We start from the raw sequence: 23411 nt of genomic DNA on the forward strand, positions 1-23411 counted from the left end.
AAGGTGACAATTTCATTCAAAAAATGATTCTACTTATTAGAAGATTTCTTTGAACCGACCAAATTTGTTTATTTAATTACTTCAATCCACTGACCTTTCGTCCTCACGAAATAGTCATTATCATACATCGCTTCGGCTTGTGTTCCTGGTAAATAATAGGTTCCTAAATACGAAGCGTTTAACAGCACATTAAAGGTTTTTGTGCTTCCATCATTCGAGCTTTTATTCAGATTGAAATAGAAATTTACGCGGTCATCTCTAATATCTGTATAATCAGCTTGATTCGTGGCTGCCTCTCCAAATGCAGTAAAACGCGTATTTACTATTTCCCATCCGGAAGGGAAAATTTGGGTGAGTGCCACATCGTTGATTGGTTCATTTTTCTGGTTAGTAACTTGTATGCTTGCAACAAAATCTTGACCTTGTTGTAACTTAGTAATATCTATGGTATTGCCTTGTGAATCTTTATAAGTCAAATAGACTTTTAATCCTCTTTGCTCTGAAATTTCTTTTCCTAATGGCAATTTTCCAGAAGTCATCACACGAGCATAAATGGTATTGTTTTTTGTATTGTTGACCACAATTTGATTATTACCATCGTTGATGTTTAAATCACGTTGTGAAATGGCATTTTTAGTGTCAATAATTTCTTGGTTACCATTATTAAGTTTGAATGTTAGGCTCAAATCTTTGCCACCATTTTCGTTGACCATTTTTGCCATAGCCAATAGACTATATGAAGTAGATTGCGTACTCATCCATTGACTTGATGACAAACGTTTTGCAACTAATTCAGCCATATCACGAGTTTTGGAATCTTTAAGGATGACCATGGTTTCCAGTGCCATAGCTCTATTTCTATCAACCGAACCATAAGTGTAATAATCATATTGCACGCTACTAAATTCTATATTTGCTGTGGCTGAAATCGCTTTTGCAGCTTCAGGTTGTCCAGCAAGTGCATAAGCAGCAGCTAATCGCCATTTAGCATCGTTACTTAATTCTGAAAATTCCTTTAATCGGTTCATCGATGCCAAATCTGGTTGTCCAGCTAATGCCAAGGTATAGAGTCTGTAGGCTTGAGCGACATCACTTCTGTAATATTTATAGCTTGGTCGCCACGCTTTAGCAGCTTGTTTTTGATATTGTACCCAATTGCTCTTAAAGGTTAATGGTAATACATAACCCTTTTTCTCTGCTTCAATCATAAAGTGTCCAGCATACGACGTTCCCCAATCATTAACATTGTTTTGACCACTCCAATAGGATAAACCACCATTAGGTCTTTGAAAATGAGACAATCTTTTAATACCACTTTTCACATTATTTTCAATAGTTTTTTTCTTTTCAAAAGTTAAATCGAAAATATCTGAAAGATATAATTGCGGAAACACACCAGAGGTAGTTTGCTCAACACAGCCATGTGGATAGCGAATTAAATATTGCAATCTTCCAGCGAAATCCATTGGAGGCAAAGTTGAAAACTCAACGCTTGCGCTATTAGTTCCAATTTCACCAAAGGTTTCAACATCTATAGTTTGAGATGTGTTGCCTTCCAAAACAAAATCGGTTGCCTTGGTGCTATATGGATTTGGATTCATTACATCAATTTCTACTTGATATGACGATGTTTCACCATGTCCAGAAGCCATCACTTCAAGAGTATTAATCCCTTTTGCTTTGCTAACATCCAATTTAAAATATGCCATTTGCTCATCAGGTTTTGCAAAAGTGAGTTGTTGAGTTTTATTACCAATGATTGAAATGCCATCACTCAATTTTAAACTGATATTGACATTTTTAATGTTGTTTTCCATAGCAAAAATAGTCACAGGAAGTGTTACTTTTTCACCAGGACTTAATTTGCGAGGCAAGGTAGCGAGTACCATTAATGGCTTTTTAACAGGTGTTGTTTTATCTACACTACCATACGCTGCATTTTTAGAATCTCCAGCCACAATCATGGTACGAACAGAGCCAATGTATTTTGGAATCTTTATGTTGTGCGCTTTGGTTTCTCCTGCTTTAAGCTCAAAAGGGCCTAAAAATTTTACCACTGGTTTAAAGCGATTGGCTTTTTTCTTTTTGCCTTCGGAAGCAGAGCCATCTCCACCAATTTCAAACACTTGGTCGATGCTTCCAGTGTAAGCACCAATCACGTCATCAAAAATATCCCAAGTTTTTACGCCAAGTGCTTCACGAGCGTAAAGTTCGTCCCAACCATTTGGTGTTTTAAAACGTGTTAAATCCAGTAAGCCTTCATCAACCAACGCCACAGTATAAGTCATTGCTTTGTTGTTTTTTTCGCTGACTTTCACAGTGATATTCTGCTCTGGACGCAACACATTTGGCATAGAAATTTGAGGTTCTAGAATCGTGCTTTTATCTTCCACCATAATTGGAATTACGCCATATAGCCTAATAGGTAAATCATTTTCGGTGACTGCATGAGGTTGCAACAAAGAAATATTGATATACACATTGGGTGTCATTTCTTTAGTAATAGGAATGCTTGCAATGGTTTCACCTTTTTGAGTTTTCACCCACTTTGTACTAAGTACTTCTGTACCATTTTCAATACTAATTAATGCACGACCTTCGGTTCCAGAAGGAAATGTAACTTTAGCTTCCTCACCAATTGTATAGGTTTCTTTATCAGCAGCAAAGACTAACATTTTTGCGGCTTCTTTGTCGTTTCCAGAATTGCGTTGCCACCAATTTCTGTAGAAATAAGCAACGCGTCCTGTAGCATGACCACTTTCTTTGTCATACACGCGAATAAGGTAACGACCACTTTCATCATCTGGAATATTGATGTTGAAATTGGCTTCGCCTTTCGCATTTGTATTGACTGTACTACTCGTAAAAGGTGTGTGATAGCTTGATGATTCATAGGAAGCTAAATCATCATAAGAGGAATTCCACCACCAACGCCATTCAGTTTTATAAACTTTTATTTCAAGATTATTGCGTTGTATAGGTTTTCCTTTGGCATCAACAACTACGATTTCAAATGTTTGATTTTCATCTGTATAAAACGAGCCATACGCATTTCCTTTTGGCGAACGCAGACCAACAAACGATTTATAAGGCGCATACTTTTTACCAAACGCATCAATAGAAAAATCACCTCCATTTTCAAATGCTCTGGTTAAGAATGATACGTTTAACATTCCTGGAGCATTGGCGCCAACGTTTAATTTCTTATTCACGTTTGCGATACCTTCAGCATTTACATTACCTTCAAAAATGGTAATTTCTTCTGTATTGAATGAACGTGTTGGATCACTAAACACATATTTTGGATAGGTTTCAAATCCAGTTGAAGTTGTGCTAAATTTTGCTTTTATTTCAGCCTTGACGTTTTTAGCAGGTGCACCATGAAGCCAATTAACGCTGAGTTTACTTTGTAATGGTTTTGTGATTGAAAGTACCTCGTCTTCAAAATCCAGTTTAATTTTTAAACGGTTGGGTTTAACGGTTTCAACTTTTAATGTTTTATAAAAGTTTGCGCCACCAACGGAAACTTTAGCGTTCCAATTTCCTGTTTTATCTTCTGGCGATGTTGGTACAGAAAAGCTATATACATTATTCAATCCGTTTTGTGTAATATTTCTGTAGGCTAGCTTTCCATTTGCATCAGTGACTTCCATTTTTACTGGATGTCCTTTTGGTAAAGGGTTGGCATTATCGTTTAACATGAAGGTTAAGTGTAACGAATCTCCTGGTCGCCAAACACCACGTTCGCCATAAATAAAGCCTTTTAATCCACGTTGTAATGTTTTTCCAGAGACATCAAACTTACTTAAGGATAGCGAGTTCCCTTCGTTGAGTTTTACATAAGTCGTGTTATTTCCTTTTTCAACTAAAGCAAAGTAAGCATTGGTATCTGAATCTATAATAGTGAAGCCATCAGCATCAGTTATTTTTGAAGCAAGTGGTTGCTGCTGGAAGTTATACAATGTTACTTTTGCATTCGCTTCAGTATTGGTGTTTAAAATATTGGTGACTGCAAAATGAAACGAATTGTTAGTACCTCTTTTTACAATTGCACCAAGATTTGAGGCCATGAGATTGCCAGAAACCATACGTTCTTGATTATAGTATGCATCATGACAAGGATTATCTCGTTCTCTCCAGTTATACGAATAGCGCTTATAATTGTAAACAACGTTATCCCAATATTGTTCTTCGCGAAGGTCTTCATCTGAGCTTTCAGCCAACGATTCATCACTATAATATTCATCTTCATAATAGTCTTCATTTTCAGAGTTAGCTTCATTATTCTCGCAATTGTAAAGTGAATAGTCTTTGTTAAAGCTTAATTCAACACGATATATGGCTCCAGCATCTGCCTTGAAATATTCAGATAAGTCAATGCTGTAGGCTTTCCATTTTCCTGTGTTTATAGTTTCATCTTTTATAAGCGGAATGGTTTTCTTTGCAATGCGTCGTCCAACACGTTTAATACTATAATCGCTGTTACTGCCAATGTTATCGTCTTGTAAAAACTGAAGGATGTTATCCTCGAAAATTTTAATGATACGCACATCAACCGCTTTAAGATTAACCGCTTCAAAATTGAATCTTAAATCTTGTGAATTAGGTAAAATTCCTGCTCCTGTAATAAGTCTAACCTGAGGTTTTAGCGCTTCAAAAGAAATAGATTCTGAAAAAGGTGTTCTTAGTTTAAAATCGTCAGTATTTCGTATGCCTTGAAACACATCGACTTGAATATCACCAACCACACGTGAATCTGTATAAACCTTTAATACGTTACCATCCACAATATATTTTGGGTTTGTAACGCCTTCTAATGTTACTAAACCGTCGAAATTTTGTTGCTTTTTTAATGGGTCGGAAAAATTAATGGATAAATATTGCTCAGGTGATTGCTCTACTTTTACATCTACAATCGAAAAGTTGTTAATACCTGGAATGGCAATGGTGTTTTCGCCTTTATTATTGGCATTGATGGATTTTCCGTTCCAATTGATGGTTACTTTTGAGTCATCAATATCACGATGAATGCTATCTATTTTAAATTCAAATATTCGAGCTTTTTCAATAGATTCATCCCATTTTATAGAAAGGTCTTTGTTGTTTTGAGAAGCTCCAATAAGTGTTTTAGCATCTTCTAGGTTTACTACATCTGCTAGTTTAATAACACCTTGAATATATTGCCATTCTTTACTATAAGATTGTAAATCGTTGGTGATAACCGAAAAATTTGGTCTTATGGTTTTAAACTGAAACGTATAATTTTCAAAACCTTTCGGCATAGTTTCGTAAATATCTTTAAGATTAACTCTTACTGAGTATTCAGTATCAGGTTGTAGGGAATTTTCAGGAATAAACACAAGCTGATTGCTACTTTTAGAGATGAGTTTTCCAGAGACTTTAGGTGAAATACTTACTACATTTGTTAAAACCTCTTCGTTAGGTTTCCAACCATCTACAGTTTTTACAAGATTGATAGTTATTGGACTTGTAACAGAAACCAACCCAGACGTTGTGTAGTTAATATAATCCTTGAATTTAAAAAGATTATTAGTTTGAGTTTCTTTTTGCTTACATGAAAAAGCAACTATTGTGAGAAGGAAAACGACAAGAGATTTTTTTAGCTGCATAATTGTAAATAGTATTTAATTGAACGAATTTGTTAAAAGAGCGTAAGTAATCTCTTGTTAAATAATTACGGAAGATTTTATGTGTTTAGACTTCCAACGAATGTTAAATAAGTATTAAAATCAAGTACAAGCCAAAATCTTAAACTAATTATTCAACTATAAAAATATAATAAATTAGTATCTTCGCAGCTAAATAAATACAAATTAAAATATTGATTATATGGAAGCAGTTGCTACCAATTTTGGCATACAAAAAGCACTTAAACAACTAGGTGTTAATGATATAAATGAAGGAACTTCAACAGGGTCTAATAATTTTTCGAACGGTGAAATTATTGAATCATATTCACCTGTAGATGGACAACTAATTGGGAAAGTAAAAACTACGACAAGAGCAGATTATGACAAAGTGATGGATGCAGCTACTAAAGCATTTCTATCTTGGAGAGACGTTCCTGCGCCACAACGTGGAGAAATTGTTCGTCAATTTGGAAATAAATTGAGAGACTTAAAAGAACCATTAGGGAAATTAGTTTCTTATGAAATGGGTAAATCTTTGCAAGAAGGTTATGGTGAAGTTCAGGAAATGATTGACATTTGTGATTTTGCAGTTGGATTATCAAGACAATTAAACGGTCAAACGATTCCGTCAGAGCGTCCAGGGCATGTTATGAGAGAACAATGGCATCCAATTGGTGTTGTTGGAATTATTTCAGCATTTAATTTCCCTGTAGCTGTTTGGGCTTGGAATACTGCTTTAGCTTGGATTTGTGGTGATGTTTGTGTTTGGAAAGCTTCTGAAAAAGCACCTTTATGTGCTGTTGCTTGTCAAAACATAATTGCTGGAATTTTAAAAGAAAACAATTTACCAGAAGGAATTTCTTGTATCATCAATGGAGATTATAAAGTAGGTGAATTTTTAACCACAGATGCTCGAATTCCTCTAGTGTCTGCAACTGGTTCGACTAGAATGGGACGTATTGTTGGTAAGACTGTTGCTGAGCGTTTTGGAAAATCCTTATTAGAGTTAGGTGGAAATAATGCGATTATTATTACACCTACAGCAGATTTAAAGGTAGTCGTTCCTGGTGCTGTTTTTGGAGCAGTTGGAACTTGTGGACAACGTTGTACATCAACAAGACGACTTATTATTCACGAATCGGTTTACGATAAAGTAAGAGACGCTATTGTTGGTGCTTATGGACAATTAACTATTGGTAACCCTTTGGATGAAAAGATTCATATTGGACCATTAATAGACCATGATGCAGTAAATACGTATTTAGCAGCTATTGAAAAAGCAAAAACTGAAGGCGGAAATGTACTAGTTGAAGGTGGTGTTTTAGAAGGTGAAGGTTACGAAAGTGGTTGTTATGTGAAGCCAGCAATTATTGAAGCTAAAAATCATTTTGAAATTGTACAGCATGAAACATTTGCTCCCATTTTATATTTAATGAAATATTCTGGTGATGTAGAAAATGCTATTGAAAAACAAAACGGTGTTGCTCAAGGATTATCTTCTGCAATTATGACGAATGAAATGAAAGAAGCTGAGAAATTCTTGTCGTATGCTGGCTCTGATTGTGGAATTGCCAATGTTAATATTGGTACTTCTGGTGCGGAAATTGGAGGTGCTTTTGGAGGTGAAAAAGAAACAGGTGGAGGACGTGAGTCTGGATCTGATGCTTGGAAAGTGTACATGCGTAGACAAACAAATACTATTAATTATTCTGATGAATTGCCTTTAGCTCAAGGTATAAAGTTTGATCTTTAAAAGTATTTAGACATATATAGTAAAAGCCACATCATTCGATGTGGCTTTTTGTTTCTAATTGTACTTGATTTTTCTTAAAATTCGAATCGCCTCTTTATAAAGTTGATAAACCTCATCACTATGCTTTTTTAAATGTGATTTTGCGTCTTCTAGTTTATCAATCGCATCTTCAAACCCATTGAAATAACAAATTAAATAGGTCACAGGAAGATTTTTTAAATCCAATTCTTGCTGTTTATTAAGTAATGTCCCAAGTTGAATGTTTTTTAAAAGGGCATTGTTAGAATTGTAAATATGATGCAATACTTTTTTATCATATTGTGGAGGTTCGAAAAGCAATTGCGTGTCAATAGTATAATTAGCACTTTCACCAAAACTGATAATAGTTTTTTCAAGCTGAAAATACTTATTAGTTCCTTGCAACCCTAAGTTAACATATTCAATTATTTTAAAGGAATGGTTGTCATATTCAATAGATACTTCATCAAGAGTTGAAAAAAACAAACGTACTTGTTCGTTTATTAATTCTATATCGACTCTTGAGTAAAACACTTCGTTCTTTACCACTTTTTTTTGTCCAGCCCAACACATGACAAAATATTCTTTAAACACTTTATATTTTGGATTATAATCTTTTCGTTTTTGTAAAAAATCAAACACACCATTCAACGTATGCTCAATATTATTCTGAGCATGGTTTTCTATGGCAGCAACAATTTCGGAATTGATGTCTTTAATCTCAATATCAAAAACTTTGGGCATACTCATACTGCCATCTCTAAAAAAGACTGAGCCACCATAATACTTCCAGATGTTTTTTCGTAATGAGGTAATTTTGTTAATTGGTCTAATGGTTACTAAGCCAACCACTTTGTCATCTGGTAAATGTGGAAACGGAATGTTTTCGTACTGCACAATTGGAGGGTTTGTAAGATAGGCATTGATGAGGTTTTGAATTTTACTATCATCAAAAAAATCGACGCCTACAATGTTATTATCCTCATCTTCAACTCCAATAACGATATACGAATTGTTTTTAGGGTTACTATTGGAAAGCGCACAAATATGCTTTAAAAATTTTGCTTTCCCTTCTCGTTCACTAATGTTTATTTTTCGCTTTTTATCATAAAAACTGTTCTCATCATTGTGAGCTAATAGGTTTTTAATAAGCAAGCGTTTGTTAATCATAGCATTTCTTGCGAAGGCAGGAATCTTATTAAATTAAAGACTTTTATTTACAGTGACACTATTAGCTTGAGCAGTTGGAAATACTAACAAATCAGCAATATTAACATGAGAAGGTCTTGAAATTGCAAAATAAATAATATCTGCAATATCTTGTGGTTGTAACGCTTTGTAACCTTTATAAACATTATCGGCAATAGCATCACCTTTAAAACGAACTTGCGAAAATTCAGTTTCAACTAGCCCTGGATTAATGGCTGTCACTTTAATGTTAAATGGATTTAAATCAATGCGCATTCCATCTGTAATGGCAATAACAGCATGCTTACTAGCACAATAGACATTTCCTTTTGGATAGACTTCTTTTCCAGCTGACGAACCAATATTTATAATATGTCCAGATTGCCTTTCGGTCATTTGCGGGATTACTGCTTTACTAACATATAATAACCCTTTTACATTAATGTCCATCATAGCATCCCAGTCATCAGTGTCACCAGTTTGTATAGGGTCTAAACCATGCGCATTTCCTGCATTGTTAATTAGAATATCTATATGTTTGAAATGTTCTGGAAGTGAAGCGATAGCATTAAAAACTTCAGTTTTATTTCTAACATCAAAATTTAAAGTAATGACATCGGTTTGTTTTGACAAAGCACTTTTTATGGTATCTAAACGATCTTGTCGTCGGCCACATAAAATTAATCTAATTCCATGTTTTGCAAATTCATGAGCAGTTGCTCTTCCTATACCACTTGTTGCTCCTGTAATTAATGCTGTTTTATTTTTATTCATTATGTAATAGTAATTTTTAAAAAGTAAGTTTGGATAAATAAGTTTAAAAATAGCAAACAAAAGCTTAAAACTACTTTTAAACAGTGGATTTTTTAACCAATTATTAACAGCAACACACGAAATATTTTAACAATTTGCGGTGTTGAAAAAGGAGTGTTATATTCACGCATCAAAAAAATAAGAAAATGATAGAAGATACAGGTACAATTGACATTAAAACGATTAACGAGAAAATAGAAAAAGAGAGTGCTTTTGTTGATTTACTTACTTTAGAAATGAATAAAGTAATTGTAGGTCAAAAGCACATGATAGAGCGTTTGCTTATCGGTTTACTTGGACAAGGTCATATATTACTTGAAGGCGTTCCTGGGTTGGCAAAAACATTAGCAATTAATACATTGTCGCAAGCTGTAGATGGTAGTTTTAGTAGAATACAATTTACACCAGATTTGTTGCCTGCAGATGTTGTTGGAACATTAATATACAACATAAAAGAAAACGATTTTTCTATTAAAAAAGGACCAATCTTTGCAAATTTTGTATTAGCTGATGAGATTAACCGAGCGCCAGCAAAAGTGCAATCAGCTTTATTAGAAGCAATGCAGGAAAAGCAAGTAACTATTGGTGATGAAACGTTTATTTTAGACAAACCATTTTTGGTAATGGCAACTCAAAACCCTGTAGAACAAGAAGGGACTTATCCTTTACCTGAAGCACAGGTGGATCGTTTTATGCTAAAAACGGTTATTGATTATCCAAAAATGGATGAAGAACAACTTATAGTTCGCGCCAATTTAAGAGGAGGCTTCGAAAAAATTAATCCAGTGGTCTCAGTTACACAAATTCTTAATGCTCAAAAAGCAGTAAGAGAAGTTTATATGGACGAAAAAATTGAAAAATACATCTTGGATATTGTTTTCGCGACACGTTATCCAGAGAAATATAAATTAGCCGATTTAAAACCACTTATTTCATTTGGAGCATCTCCACGTGGAAGTATTAATCTTGCAAACGCAGCAAAGTGTTATGCATTTATCAAGCGTAGAGGTTATGTGATTCCTGAAGATGTTCGTGCAGTTGTACATGATGTATTGCGCCACAGAATAGGTATTACTTATGAAGCCGAGGCAGAAAATGTGACTTCAGAAGACATCATCAATAAAATTGTTAACGAGATTGAAGTGCCATAATCCCATCCTAAATCCTTCCCTTTGGGAAGGACTTTAAAAGGGTAGTTAAAAATTAAAGTTTTAAAAGCCCTTTCTCCTTTGGAGAGAGGGTTGGGAGAGAGGAAAAATGGATACTAAAGAGTTACTAAAAAAAGTTCGAAAAATTGAGATTAAGACACGTCGTTTGTCTGATCACATATTTGGAGGAGAATACCATTCTACCTTCAAAGGGCGAGGTATGACCTTTAGTGAAGTACGTCAATATCAATATGGAGATGATGTGCGTAATATAGATTGGAATGTTACAGCTCGAACTAACGAACCTCATATTAAGGTTTTTGAAGAAGAAAGGGAGCTGACCATGATGCTAATGGTAGATGTTTCAGGATCTGAATTGTTTGGAACAGTTAACCAATTTAAAAATGAAATTGTTACAGAAATTGCGGCAACATTAGCTTTTTCTGCAACTCAAAACAATGATAAAATTGGACTTATTTTATTTTCGGATGAAGTGGAGCTATATATTCCACCAAAAAAAGGACGCTCTCATGTGTTGCGTATTATTCGTGAATTAATTGAGTTTCATCCAAAAAGTAAAAACACAAATTTTGCAGAAGCTTTGAAGTTTTTGTCAAATGTAATGAAGAAGAAAGCAATTGTTTTTGTACTAAGCGATTTTATTGTGGATGATTATGAACACACATTGAAAATTGCTGCAAAAAAACACGACGTTACAGGAATTAGAGTGTATGATAAGCATGAAGAAAGCATTCCAAATCTTGGAATGGTCCAAATGCAAGATGAGGAAACAGGCGAGTTAATGTTAGTTAATACATCTTCAAAGAAAGTGCGATTGAACTACGGGAAATTTTATAATGAAAAAGTGAATTATTATAAGGATAGTTTTACAAAATCTGGAGCAGGAGTTATTGATTGTCGTGCCGATGAAAGTTATGTAAAAAAATTGTTAGGATATTTTAAGAGAAGAGGATAAAAGAGTGATGAATTATAAATTAGAAAATATAGATTTTAAAGCAAAAAAGTATAGAACAATTGTTCTGTCTTTTTGCTTTGCGTTATTTTCAATAGTCTCATTTGCACAAAAAATATCTTCATCAATAGATTCTACAACTATAAAAATTGGACAAGAATTAATTTTTAGTATTGAAGTTGAAGTAGATACCTCAAGCCTTGTTGTCTTTCCTGAAGGACAAACATTTTTACCTTTGGAGATGATAGAATCCTACAAGGTAGATGCCACAAAACTAGGAGATCGCTTTAAATTAATTAAAAAATACGGACTCACACAATTTGATTCAGGAACGTATACTATTCCTAGACAAAAAATATTGATAGGAGACTATGAAGCGTTTACGGACTCATTAAAAGTTGAGGTAAGGACTATAGAAGTTGATACGACGCTACAGCCTTTGTATAGTATCAAACCAATTATTGAGGTAGATAAAAGTCCAAGCAAGTGGTGGCTGTATCTTCTTATTATAATTTTATCCTTAGCACTTGTAGCTTTTTTATTGTACTGGTTTATTTGGAGAGAAAAACCATTGACTGAAGAAGAAAAAGTAGCACTATTACCGCCTTATGAAAGAGCAAAATTGGCTTTACTAGAACTAGATAAATCAGGATATCTTCAAAACGAAGAAATAAAAGAATATTATTCCGAACTAACAGGAATCATTAGAAAGTATCTTGACGAAAAAGTATATGATCACGCATTAGAAAGTACTACCGAAGAACTAATAAACAGGTTGTATTTGTTAAAAGATGGAAATCAAATAGACCTTAGTAAAGAGGATATAAAAAATATTGACACCATTTTACGTCGTGCAGATTTAGTAAAGTTTGCAAAGTCTAAACCAGATAAAGAGTTGGCTATAATGGATAGAAATACCATTGATATGGAGATTGACCACGTAAAAGAGTCGCTTCCAGAACCAACAGAAGAAGAACTATTAGCAGATTTAAAATATCAAGAAGAATTAGAAGAGAATAGAAGAAAAAGAAAAGTTGTTATTACAATTGTAGCGTCAATAGCCTTGTTAATTGCTACCTATATTGGCTTTGGAATGTATTTTGGATTTAAATATGTTAAGGATACTATTTTTGGGGATTCTAGTTTAGAACTCTTGGAAGAGAAAGATTGGGTAACAAGTGAATATGGAGCTCCAGGCGTTATTATTACGACACCTAAAGTGCTAGAACGAAAATCTAATAATTTACCCGAGCATCTAAAAGGCCAAATGCAAGTAGCAGCTTTTGGGTATGGCAATGCAAACACCAATTTTGATATTGCAGTTATTTCAACAAAAATGGCTTCAACTGAACCTCCAGGAGGAGAGGAACAGGGAGACTCCAAAGAAGACGAAAATAAAATAGACCTTAGACAAGTTGCAGAAGCACATCTTAAAAACTTTGAGAATCGAGGCGCCAAAAACATTATTACTAAAAGTGAACAATTTATAACACCTAACGGTCAAGAAGGGATAAAAACTTTCGGGACAGCTGATTTTGTTACTGAAAAAGGAAGCGAAGAAAGAGGGAATTATGTAATTCTTGGGTTTACAACTCAAAATCTATTACAAGAAGTAATTTTAGTTTGGAAAAAAGACGATGTATATGCCGACCAAATAATGGAGCGTATTTTAAACTCTATTGAATTAATTAAAATAGAAGACGAAGAATAAATGTTTGAAGGAATAGACTTTTTAAATAAACAAATGTTTTGGGCATTCTTAGTAATACCTTTAGCTATTTTATGGCATGTATTTAAATATAAAAAGCAAACAGCTGAGTTTAAAATTTCTAGCATTAAAGGATTTAAAACAGGAAACTCGTTGTTGCCAAAATTTAGACATATTTTATTCCTATTACGTTTAGTTGCTTTGGCATTATTAATTACTGCTTTAGCACGACCACAAACGGTTGATGTGTCCACAAAAACAAAAACAACGCGAGGTATAGATATTGTGATGGCAATAGATGTATCTGCAAGTATGTTGGCAAAAGATTTAAAACCAAATAGATTAGAAGCTTTAAAAACTGTTGCAGCAGAGTTTATTAATGGAAGACCTAACGACAGAATTGGGCTTGTAGAATATGCTGGAGAAAGCTATACAAAGACACCAATTACAAGCGACAAATCTATCGTTTTACGCTCTTTAAGAGATATTAAGTACAATACAATTATTGATGGAGGAACAGCGATTGGAATGGGATTAGCAACAGCTGTAAATAGGATAAAAGACAGTAAAGCAAAAAGTAAAATTATCATTTTATTGACAGATGGTGTAAACAATGCAGGATTTATAGATCCAAGCACAGCTAGTGAATTAGCTTTAGAATATGGAATTAAAACCTATACGATAGGTTTAGGTACAAACGGAATGGCATTGTCGCCAATTGCTCAAAGCCAATCAACAGGGCAGTTTCAATATGGCAGAGTACAAGTTGAAATTGATGAAGAGCTATTAAAAGAGATAGCAAATGTTACAGGAGGACAATATTTTAGAGCAACCGATAATAGAAAATTAAAAGAAATTTATAAAGAGATTGATAAATTAGAAAAAACAGATGTCGAAGAATTTAAGTTCTATAATTACGAAGAAAAATACCGTCCATTAGTGTTATTCGCAGGCATATTATTGTTAATAGAACTATTATTACGATTTACAATTTTTAGAAGCTTTGTATAAATATAGAATAAAGAGAAAAGAATTAAGAACAAAGACAAAAGCGAATGTACGAACCAAGTAACTGAATACTGTTACTGTAAACTGAATACTGAAAAGGATGTATCAAATAGAAGAAAAAATATGGTTTTGGCTACTACTTATCATTCCAGTGATAGTGGTTCTCTTTTTGGTGCTTCAAATTTGGAAAAGACGTGTGCAAAAAAGATTTGCAAATGACCATTTATTAAAACGCTTAAGCCCAAATAGATCCACTTTTAAGTCAATATTAAAAGTAATGGTTTTATCCTTAGCTTTTGCATGTTTAACAATTGCTATGGTAAATCCTAAAATTGGAACTAAGCTAGAAACCATTAAGCGTCAAGGAGTAGATATTGTTTTTGCAGTCGATGTTTCTAAAAGTATGTTAGCAGAAGATATTGCACCCAACAGGCTCGAAAAATCTAAACAATTAGTTACTCAAATTATAAATAACCTTGCAAGCGATAGAGTTGGTATTATCGCTTACGCAGGAAAAGCTTTTCCGCAACTGCCAATTACTACCGATTATGCTTCGGCAAAAATGTTTTTGCAAAGTATGAATACGGATATGCTGTCTTCTCAAGGAACAGCAATAGATGAAGCAATTCAATTAGCAAAAACGTATTATGATGATGAAGAGCAAACAAACAGAGTACTCATTATTATTTCAGATGGAGAAGATCACAGCAATATTGCAACCTCAATAGCCGAAGAAGCTAGCGATGAAGGCATTAAAATATTTACGATTGGTGTGGGTGAGAAGAAAGGAGCTCCAATACCAATTAAACGAAATGGTATTACCCTTAATTATAAAAAAGACAATCAAGGAGAAACCGTTATTACTAAGTTAAACGAAGAAACATTAATTGACATAGCCAAAGAAGCTAACGGACAATATATTAATGGCAACAATACTTCCGAAGTCGTTGAAACTATCCGAGATATTTTAAATAACATGGATAAAAAGGAGTTTGAAGCTAAACAGTTTGCAGAGTATAAAGATCAATTTCAATGGTTTTTAGCATTTGGAATTTTCTTTTTATTAGTAGATATATTTTTGCTAGAACGTAAAACAGCATGGTTAAACCGTTTAAATTTATTTAACGAAAACTTATGATATATTCACGTAAAAAAATATTATTATTCGGTAAGTTTTTTCAAATTCAAAGAGAACTATTTGTTATGAAACATTTATTATTCTTCATATTAATCTTTTCTGTTTCTAGTGTGTTTTCACAGGAAAAAGATAAAGCGTTACAAAAATCTAACGATTTTGTGTATCAAGGAAATACCTTGATTGAAGATGATTTTATTTCAGCAGAAAAAGAATATAGAAAAGCTATTTCTAAAAAACCTAGTAATGCCGTAGGAGCCTATAATTTAGGAAATGCCTATTACGAAACAAAAAACTATGATGAAGCCTTATTAAGACATATCGAAGCTGCTAATGTTGCTAAAACCAAAGAAGAAAAGCATAGAGCATTTCACAATGTAGGCAATACTTTAATGAAGCAAAAAAAGTGTAAAGAAGCAGTAGAGGCTTATAAAAATGCACTAAGAAATAATCCAAATGATGAAGAATCAAGATACAACCTTGTAGTTGCCAAAGAATGTGCTAAAGAGCAGCAGCAAAACGAAGATAAAAATAAGGATAAGGACAAAAAAGACGAAGACAAAGAAGACGAGAAGAAAGAGGACAAAGAAAAGGAAGATGATGGTGAGAAAAAAGATGAGAATAAAGATGAAGGCGATCAAGACAAAAAAGATGGTGATGATGAAAAGGATGATCAAGGAAAGCCTAAAGATGATGAAAATAAAAAGAAAGACGGCGATCCAAAAAATAAGAACGACAAACCACAGCAGCAACCAGGAAAATTATCGCCTCAGCAGGTTAAAAACTTGTTAGAAGCAATGAATAATGAAGAGAAAAAGGTGCAGCAAAAAATAAATGCAAAGAAAGCTCAAGGAAAGAAAGTAAAAGCCGAAAAAGATTGGTAAAATGAAACTCAAGCTCCATATAATTGCGTTCTTAATCACCTGTTTTGCATCAGCTCAAGTTACTTTTGAAGCAAAAGTTAGCAAGAAAAAATTAGGCATAAACGAGCGTTTACGTATCGATTTTGTAATGAATAAGGATGGTGACAATTTCAATCCTCCAAGTTTTGAAAATTTTACAATTGTTGGAGGCCCAAGTCAAGCTATTAATAATTCATGGATAAATGGTGTTAGATCGTTTTCTAAAACCTATAGTTATTTTTTAGCACCAAAGAAGAGAGGAAAATTTACAATAGGGCAATCGACTATCGAAATTGATGGAGAAATTTATAAAACGCTTCCAGTTACTATAGAGGTAACGGCAGCGATAGAAAAGCCAAAAGACCCTAATGATCCTAATTATATTGCATCGCAAAGTATTCATTTAGTTGCCGAAGTATCCAAAACAAACCCTTATTTAAATGAAGCTATTACTGTTGTTTATAAACTATATATTTCCCCAAATACAGGAGTTGAAACATGGCGAGAATTAGACAATCCTAGGTATACCGATTTTTGGAGTCAGAATATTAATGTAAAGGAATTAAAGTTAATAAATAGTAAATATAACGGTGAAGATTATAGATATGTAGTGCTAAGAAAAACAGTGCTTTATCCTCAAAAAACAGGTAAGCTTAATATTGAACCATTAACATTGGATGTTAAAGTACAAGTACCAACTAATAGACGGGATATTTTTGGCAGTAGATTGCTAAAAACAGTAAGTCGTACTGTGACAGCTGGGAGTAGGACGATTAATGTAAAAGCTTTACCAGAAGCAGGTAAGCCATTGGATTTTTCGGGTGCAGTTGGTAGTTTCGACTTCGAAGTATCTACAAACAAAAACGAGTTAAAAGCAACAGAAGCATTACAAGCTACAGTAAAAGTTTCTGGAAAAGGAAATTTAAAGCTTTTTGAGCTTCCTAAATTAACCTTACCAAGCTCATTAGAAGTTTATGAACCTGAACATAGCGAAAAGGTTTCTACAAACTTAACTGGAATGCAAGGCCAAATATCTGATACATATACTATCGTGCCCTCTTTCCAAGGAAAATACCCTATACCAAGTGTATCGTTTTCCTATTTTGATTTGGAAACTAAAAAATATAAAACTATCACGTCTGATGAAGTTGTTGTAAACGTTAGCGAAGGGCCAATTAATAACAATGAAGCCATTAATGAGAGTTCTTCATTAAATATGACAAAGCAACCAATAACTCAGTCTGGAGGGCAATTTATGTCGTTTAAAACTAAGACGAATTTTATCCCTAAAGAACCATCATATTTCTTTAAATCTAGATTGTTTTGGATTTTACTATTAGTACCCTTTTTAGTTATTCCATTGGCAATTTTCTTAAGGCATAAAAAAGAAGAGAGAGACAATGATGTTGTTGGGAACAAAGTTAGAACAGCCAATAAATTAGCTAGAAAATATTTAGGAGAAGCTAAAAAGACACTTGGAGACAAAGAAGCTTTTTATAATGCAATGGAACGAGCTTTACATAATTATTTAAAATCGAAGCTTCACATAGAAACAAGCGATTTTAGTAAGGATAAAATTCAAGAATTATTAATCAATAAATCTGTTAATAATGATGCAGTAATAGAGTTTATTGATTTACTAAAAAGCTGCGAATTAGCAAGGTATACACCTTTTTCTAATGTTGAAATGCAGCAAGATTATAGTAAGGCAGCAAGAGTAATATCTATTATTGACAAGCAAATTAAACGATAGTATGGCAAGAAAAATAGGGTACATACTAACATTTTTATTAAGCATTTCTTTAAGCGCTCAAAACGACGTGCTATTCGATGCTGGAAATAAATCATACAACGAAGGGAATTACCAAGAAGCAATAGAAAGTTATGAAAGAATCTTGAGTAACGATGTTCATTCAAGCGAATTGTATTTTAATCTTGGAAACGCTTACTATAAACTTAATAGAATAGCACCTAGTATTTATTATTATGAAAAAGCTTTGCAATTGTCTCCAAAAAACAAAGACATTAAAGCTAATTTGAGTTTTGCTCAAAACATGACTATAGATGATATTGAAGTTGTACCAGAAATTGGATTATCAAGAATAAGTAAAAATATCATTAACACCTTTAGTTTCGATACTTGGGCTCTGTTTTCGATAGGGTTAGTTATGGTTTTTGCAATTCTATTTTTAGGATATTATTTTTCAAGTGCTACTACAAAGAAGCGTTTAGCTTTTGTAATTAGTTCATCAGCAATTATTTTGTCAATGGTTTGTTTGTTCTTTGCTTATCAAAAATATCAATACGTACAAAAAGACAAGCCAGCAATAGTTTTTGCTAAAGAAACAGACATAAAAATAGATCCTAATTTACGAAGTGAAGTAGCTTTTACTTTACATGAAGGCACAAAAGTGCAAGTATTAGAGCGTTATGATGAAAATTGGGTGAAAATAAAACTTGCAGATGGTAAAACTGGTTGGATACCATTTGAAGATATTAAGTTGTTGAACAATATTTAATATTTACTTAACAATTTTAACAAAATCAAAAAGTATATTTGCTACTCAAATTTTTTAGATGAATAAAACAATCGTAGCACTATTATTTACAGTTATATTTTTGGGGTTTACATTAGCACCAAATATACTTGCTGTGATTGACAATAACTATGATATTTCAATCCTTGTTGATGCTCCTGAAGAAGAAAAAGGAGAAGAAAAAGGAGAAGAGAAAGGTAAAGACCTTAAAGTTAAAATTGTTTTAAAAGACAACGTAGACCATGCAAACTATTATGGTTTAGTAAGCTTACGTAATATTCATTTTGAAAATTATAATTCTTTATTCAAAGAATTAACATCTCCTCCTCCTGAGCTAAACATTTAATAATTACAGATTTAAGGTAATCCCTTACTAAAATTAAATGTTCAATAAAAGAGTAATCTTTTTTTGATTAATTAAATTATTTATTAAATGTTTAAACATATTAAAAATGACTTACCTGCGAGTATAGTCGTATTTTTTGTTGCATTGCCTCTATGTTTAGGTATTGCATTAGCTAGTGGAGCTCCACTTTTCTCAGGAGTTATAGCAGGAATTATAGGTGGAATTGTTGTTGGAAGCTTAAGCGGCTCTAAAATTGGTGTTTCAGGTCCTGCTGCAGGTTTAGCCGCTATTGTATTAACTGCAATAGGAACCTTAGGAAGCTATGAAAACTTTTTAGTAGCAGTTGTTATAGCTGGAGTTATACAGCTTCTATTTGGATTTTTAAAAGCTGGAATTATTGGTTATTATTTTCCATCATCTGTTATTAAAGGGATGCTAACTGGTATAGGTATTATTATTATTTTAAAACAAATACCACACTTTTTTGGTTACGATAAAACATTCGCGCTTTTTAATGTAAATGATGAAAGTACTTTAACTCAATTACTAAAAATTGTAGACCATATACAAATTGGCTCTACATTAATTGGAGTTGTTGGATTAGCCATATTATTATTTTGGGATAAAATATTATCTAAAAAGGGAAAACTTTTTCAAATCATTCAAGGACCTTTGGTAGCAGTAGCTATTGGGATTATTTTTTATGCGTTAACACAATCAAATAACTCATTAGTAATAACCGAATCACATTTAGTAAATGTACCAATACCTGAAGATGCTGCATCGTTTTTAGCACAATTTAGTTTCCCTAACTTTAGTGTTATTACGAATCCAGATATATGGATTGTAGCATTTACTATTGCTTTAGTAGCTAGTTTAGAAACACTTTTATGTGTTGAAGCTACAGATAAATTAGACCCTAATAAAAATGTAACTCCAACAAACAGAGAGTTATTAGCACAAGGTACTGGTAATATTGTTTCAGGTTTAGTTGGAGGTCTTCCAATTACTCAAGTTATTGTGCGTAGTTCGGCAAATATTCAATCGGGAGGTAAAAGTAAATTATCGGCAATTATTCACGGTTTATTATTATTGGTTTCAGTGATTTTAATTCCACGATTGTTAAATATGATTCCCTTGTCTGTTTTAGCAGCCATTTTATTAATTGTAGGTTATAAGCTAGCTAAACCAGCATTATTCAAAAAAATGTATCAAATGGGTTGGAAACAATTTATTCCGTTTACTGTAACAGTATTAGGAATTGTTTTTATAGACCTTTTATACGGTATTGGGTTAGGACTTGCAGTTGGCGTGGTGGTTATACTTATTAAGAGTTACCAAAACTCACACTTTTTGCATATAGAAGATAAAAGCAACGGCAAACAAAGATTAAAAATGACCTTAGCTGAAGAAGTAACATTCTTTAATAAAGGAGCTATTTTAAAGGAACTTGATAGACTTCCTGAAAACTCTTTTTTAGAGTTCGATGTAAGAAAGACAAGATTTTTAGATAATGATATTATTGAAATCCTTGAAGACTTTGCGTTTAAAGCAAAGGCAAGAAATGTTGATATAAAATTAATTTCAGAAAGAGGTATCGTAGAAAACCCAGATAGTTATATCGAGTTTTTTAAACTAAGACCTAAAACAGCATAGAATGAAGAAAATTAATACGAAAAATAAAATAAACCTAGTAGCATTAATCATTGCTTTAATGCTACCAATATTTGCTCAAAGTCAAGATAGTAACTTTGGTAATTGGCTTATTTATATAGGAAACAAAAAATTAAACGACAAGTGGAACATCCATAACGAAGTTCAATATAGAAACTACAATGCTATTGGCGATTTAGAGCAGTTGTTACTTAGAACAGGTATAGGCTATACCTTTAACGAGAGTAAAAACAATGTCTTAATGGGTTATGGTTATATATTATCTGAAAACTATTTAGGTAATACAGATGATAAAGTTTCAATAAATGAACATCGAATCTTTCAACAATTTACATCAAAACAAACGGTAGGCAATGTAAAATTAAATCATAGATATAGATTTGAACAACGGTTTGTAGAATCCGATTTTAAAATGCGGTTTAGGTATTTTTTAGGCTTAAATATCCCATTAGATAAAAAAGAAAAAGGGGCAAATAAATATTATATTTCTGCTTACAATGAAATTTTCTTAAATACGAAGAGCTCTATTTTCGATAGAAACAGAGTTTATGCAGGTTTAGGATATAATATTAGTAATGCATTAAGATTAGAAGCTGGTTATATGAATCAGTTTTTTGAAACCACAAGTCGAGATCAATTTAATATAATAACGTTTTTTACTTTTTAAAAAACACAAAAACAACTAAATAACCATGAAAAATTTATTTTCAAATTTAAGAGGCGATATCTTTGGAGGTGTTACAGCAGGAATTGTAGCATTACCATTGGCATTAGCATTCGGAGTTTCTTCAGGATTAGGTCCAAGTGCAGGGTTGTATGGAGCTATTTTTATTAGCTTTTTTGCAGCTCTTTTTGGAGGGACAAACACGCAAATTTCTGGACCAACAGCGCCAATGACAGCCGTAAGTATGGTGGTTATTGCTGGTATAATTGCGGTAAACGATGGCGATGTTAACAAAGCGCTTCCAGCCATATTAACAGTATTTATTTTAGCAGGATTAATGCAAATTGGTCTTGGAATTTTAGGTCTTGGAAAGTATATAAGATATATTCCTTACCCAGTAGTTTCTGGTTTTATGACAGCTATTGGAGTTATAATTTTAGTAACTCAAATTTTACCATCAATTGGGTATTACCCAAAAGACGATGTTGAGTTTGTAAGCGAATTTAAGCCAGTAGCCGAAGAATTGATATTAGAAAACATTCTTAAAGAAGAAGCTGGAGAAGGCATTTTAGTGCTTGAAGACTTTAAAGAAACAATAAATAGAGCTGAAAAAGTAACGCCAGATGAAATTCTTAAAGAATCACAAACTTTAGCAGCCAAAGAAGCCTCGGGAGTTTTGGGAGCAATTAAAGTGTTACCTAGAGCCTTACAAAATATTAATTGGCTTGAACTAATATTAGCAGTAGGTACTATTTTTATTATTTATGGATTTAAAAGAATTACAAAAGCAGTCCCTAGTACATTAGTGGCTTTAGTTGTAATGACCTCTATAGCTATTGGATTTAAGTTAGATTATCAACCAATAGAAAGGATTCCTGAAGGGTTACCAGTTATTAGAACCGAAATTTTTAGTGAGTTTAGCTTAGGTTCTATTACACCGTATATTTTTACAGCACTAACGTTAGCACTTTTAGGGGCAATAGACTCTTTGTTAACAAGCGTTGTAGCAGATAATATGACAAAAACAAAGCATAAACCTAACAAAGAGCTAGTAGGACAAGGAATTGGGAATACTATTGGAGCATTATTTGGAGGAATTCCTGGAGCAGGAGCTACAATTAGAACAGTAGTAAATATTAATTCTGGAGGAAAAACAAAACTTTCAGGTATGATTGCTGGTGTTATGTTATTAATAATATTATTGGCATTGGCGCCATTAGCCTCAAAAATACCTGCTGCTGTTTTAGCTGGAATTTTAATTACAGTTGGTATCGGTGTAATGGATTATAAAGGCTTAAGAGCAATACCAGTTCTACCAAGAGATATTAAATTTGGGCCTTTTAAATTAAGTTCAGAAGTCGTTGTAATGGTAGTTGTATTATTGTTATCAACATTCTGGAACTTAGTGTATGCGGTTGGTATTGGCTTGGTAATAGCCTCTTTAATGTTTATGAAAAAGATAGGAGATTTAACAGCTGAACGTAGTGATGTAAAACCATTAAAAGAAGAAGCTTGGAAAGATGAAATAGGATTTCCAGAAAATCTTAAAGAAGAAGTGTTTATTAAACACCTAAAAGGACCTTTATTCTTTGGTTCTACAAGCGATTTCCAGCAACTCAGACTACAAATACCAGATACAGCATCCACAGTAATAATGAGGTTAGGGCGTATGCAATATATGGATCAATCAGGATTATATGCAATGGAAGATATGTTACAAGATTTAAAAGTTAAAGGAATAGAAGTGCTGTTTGTAAATTTATTAAAACAACCTCGATACATGATGGAGCGAATTGATATCATTCCAGATTTTATTCCAGAAGAACATATCTTTAAAGATTTCAACGACTGTGTAAGTTGGATTAAACAAAATATAAAAGACGTACATTAAAA

At 33.0% G+C, this 23411-nt stretch carries 16 protein-coding genes; 13 read left to right on the top strand and 3 right to left on the bottom strand.

Going from position 1 to position 23411, the window contains the following annotated elements:
- Positions 1-68 precede the first annotated feature (68 nt).
- Positions 69-5630: an MG2 domain-containing protein gene (locus ABGB03_RS14775; protein WP_347923413.1), complete on the bottom strand. Its 5562-nt coding sequence runs from the start codon at positions 5628-5630 to the stop codon at positions 69-71.
- Positions 5631-5850: 220 nt separating this feature from the next.
- Here ABGB03_RS14775 and ABGB03_RS14780 point away from each other — a divergent pair, with 220 nt between their 5' ends.
- The gene (locus ABGB03_RS14780) at positions 5851-7404 is read left to right on the top strand and encodes an aldehyde dehydrogenase family protein (protein ID WP_347923415.1); all 1554 of its coding nucleotides are present in this window, start codon (positions 5851-5853) and stop codon (positions 7402-7404) included.
- Between the two features lie 54 nt (positions 7405-7458).
- On the opposite strand, the gene ABGB03_RS14785 is transcribed toward ABGB03_RS14780, so the two are convergent.
- Positions 7459-8592, bottom strand: coding sequence for an ATP-binding protein (locus tag ABGB03_RS14785; protein WP_347923416.1), 1134 nt, complete (start codon positions 8590-8592; stop codon positions 7459-7461).
- Between the two features lie 33 nt (positions 8593-8625).
- Positions 8626-9384: an SDR family NAD(P)-dependent oxidoreductase gene (locus ABGB03_RS14790; RefSeq protein ID WP_347923418.1), complete on the bottom strand. Its 759-nt coding sequence runs from the start codon at positions 9382-9384 to the stop codon at positions 8626-8628.
- A 185-nt stretch (positions 9385-9569) separates the two neighbouring features.
- Here ABGB03_RS14790 and ABGB03_RS14795 point away from each other — a divergent pair, with 185 nt between their 5' ends.
- The 12 genes from ABGB03_RS14795 to ABGB03_RS14850 all read left to right on the top strand — a co-directional run bounded on the left by ABGB03_RS14795 (position 9570) and on the right by ABGB03_RS14850 (position 23409).
- Positions 9570-10574 (top strand): MoxR family ATPase, encoded by a 1005-nt coding sequence (locus ABGB03_RS14795; protein ID WP_347923420.1) that lies wholly within the window; start codon positions 9570-9572, stop codon positions 10572-10574.
- 106 nt (positions 10575-10680) lie between these two features.
- Positions 10681-11547: a DUF58 domain-containing protein gene (locus tag ABGB03_RS14800; RefSeq protein ID WP_347923422.1), complete on the top strand. Its 867-nt coding sequence runs from the start codon at positions 10681-10683 to the stop codon at positions 11545-11547.
- A gap of 7 nt (positions 11548-11554) precedes the next feature.
- Positions 11555-13255: a hypothetical protein gene (locus ABGB03_RS14805; RefSeq protein ID WP_347923424.1), complete on the top strand. Its 1701-nt coding sequence runs from the start codon at positions 11555-11557 to the stop codon at positions 13253-13255.
- Positions 13256-14263 (top strand): VWA domain-containing protein, encoded by a 1008-nt coding sequence (locus ABGB03_RS14810; RefSeq protein WP_347923426.1) that lies wholly within the window; start codon positions 13256-13258, stop codon positions 14261-14263.
- A 97-nt stretch (positions 14264-14360) separates the two neighbouring features.
- Positions 14361-15398: a VWA domain-containing protein gene (locus ABGB03_RS14815; protein ID WP_347923427.1), complete on the top strand. Its 1038-nt coding sequence runs from the start codon at positions 14361-14363 to the stop codon at positions 15396-15398.
- Between the two features lie 65 nt (positions 15399-15463).
- Complete coding sequence (locus ABGB03_RS14820; protein ID WP_347923429.1) at positions 15464-16279, top strand: tetratricopeptide repeat protein; 816 nt, start codon at positions 15464-15466, stop codon at positions 16277-16279.
- A gap of 1 nt (position 16280) precedes the next feature.
- Positions 16281-18050 (top strand): BatD family protein, encoded by a 1770-nt coding sequence (locus ABGB03_RS14825; protein WP_347923431.1) that lies wholly within the window; start codon positions 16281-16283, stop codon positions 18048-18050.
- 1 nt (position 18051) lies between these two features.
- The gene (locus ABGB03_RS14830) at positions 18052-18816 is read left to right on the top strand and encodes a tetratricopeptide repeat protein (protein ID WP_347923432.1); all 765 of its coding nucleotides are present in this window, start codon (positions 18052-18054) and stop codon (positions 18814-18816) included.
- Between the two features lie 58 nt (positions 18817-18874).
- Entirely contained in the window at positions 18875-19180 is a 306-nt protein-coding gene (locus tag ABGB03_RS14835) for a hypothetical protein (protein WP_347923433.1), read from the top strand.
- Positions 19181-19267: 87 nt separating this feature from the next.
- Positions 19268-20836: a SulP family inorganic anion transporter gene (locus ABGB03_RS14840; protein WP_347923435.1), complete on the top strand. Its 1569-nt coding sequence runs from the start codon at positions 19268-19270 to the stop codon at positions 20834-20836.
- A 1-nt stretch (position 20837) separates the two neighbouring features.
- Positions 20838-21521, top strand: a complete 684-nt coding sequence (locus tag ABGB03_RS14845) for a DUF2490 domain-containing protein (protein WP_347923436.1) — start codon at positions 20838-20840, stop codon at positions 21519-21521.
- A 25-nt stretch (positions 21522-21546) separates the two neighbouring features.
- Positions 21547-23409: a SulP family inorganic anion transporter gene (locus ABGB03_RS14850; RefSeq protein ID WP_347923437.1), complete on the top strand. Its 1863-nt coding sequence runs from the start codon at positions 21547-21549 to the stop codon at positions 23407-23409.
- Positions 23410-23411 lie beyond the last annotated feature (2 nt).

The sequence above is a fragment of the Pontimicrobium sp. SW4 genome (genome assembly GCF_039954625.1).
Lineage (GTDB): Bacteria > Bacteroidota > Bacteroidia > Flavobacteriales > Flavobacteriaceae > Pontimicrobium.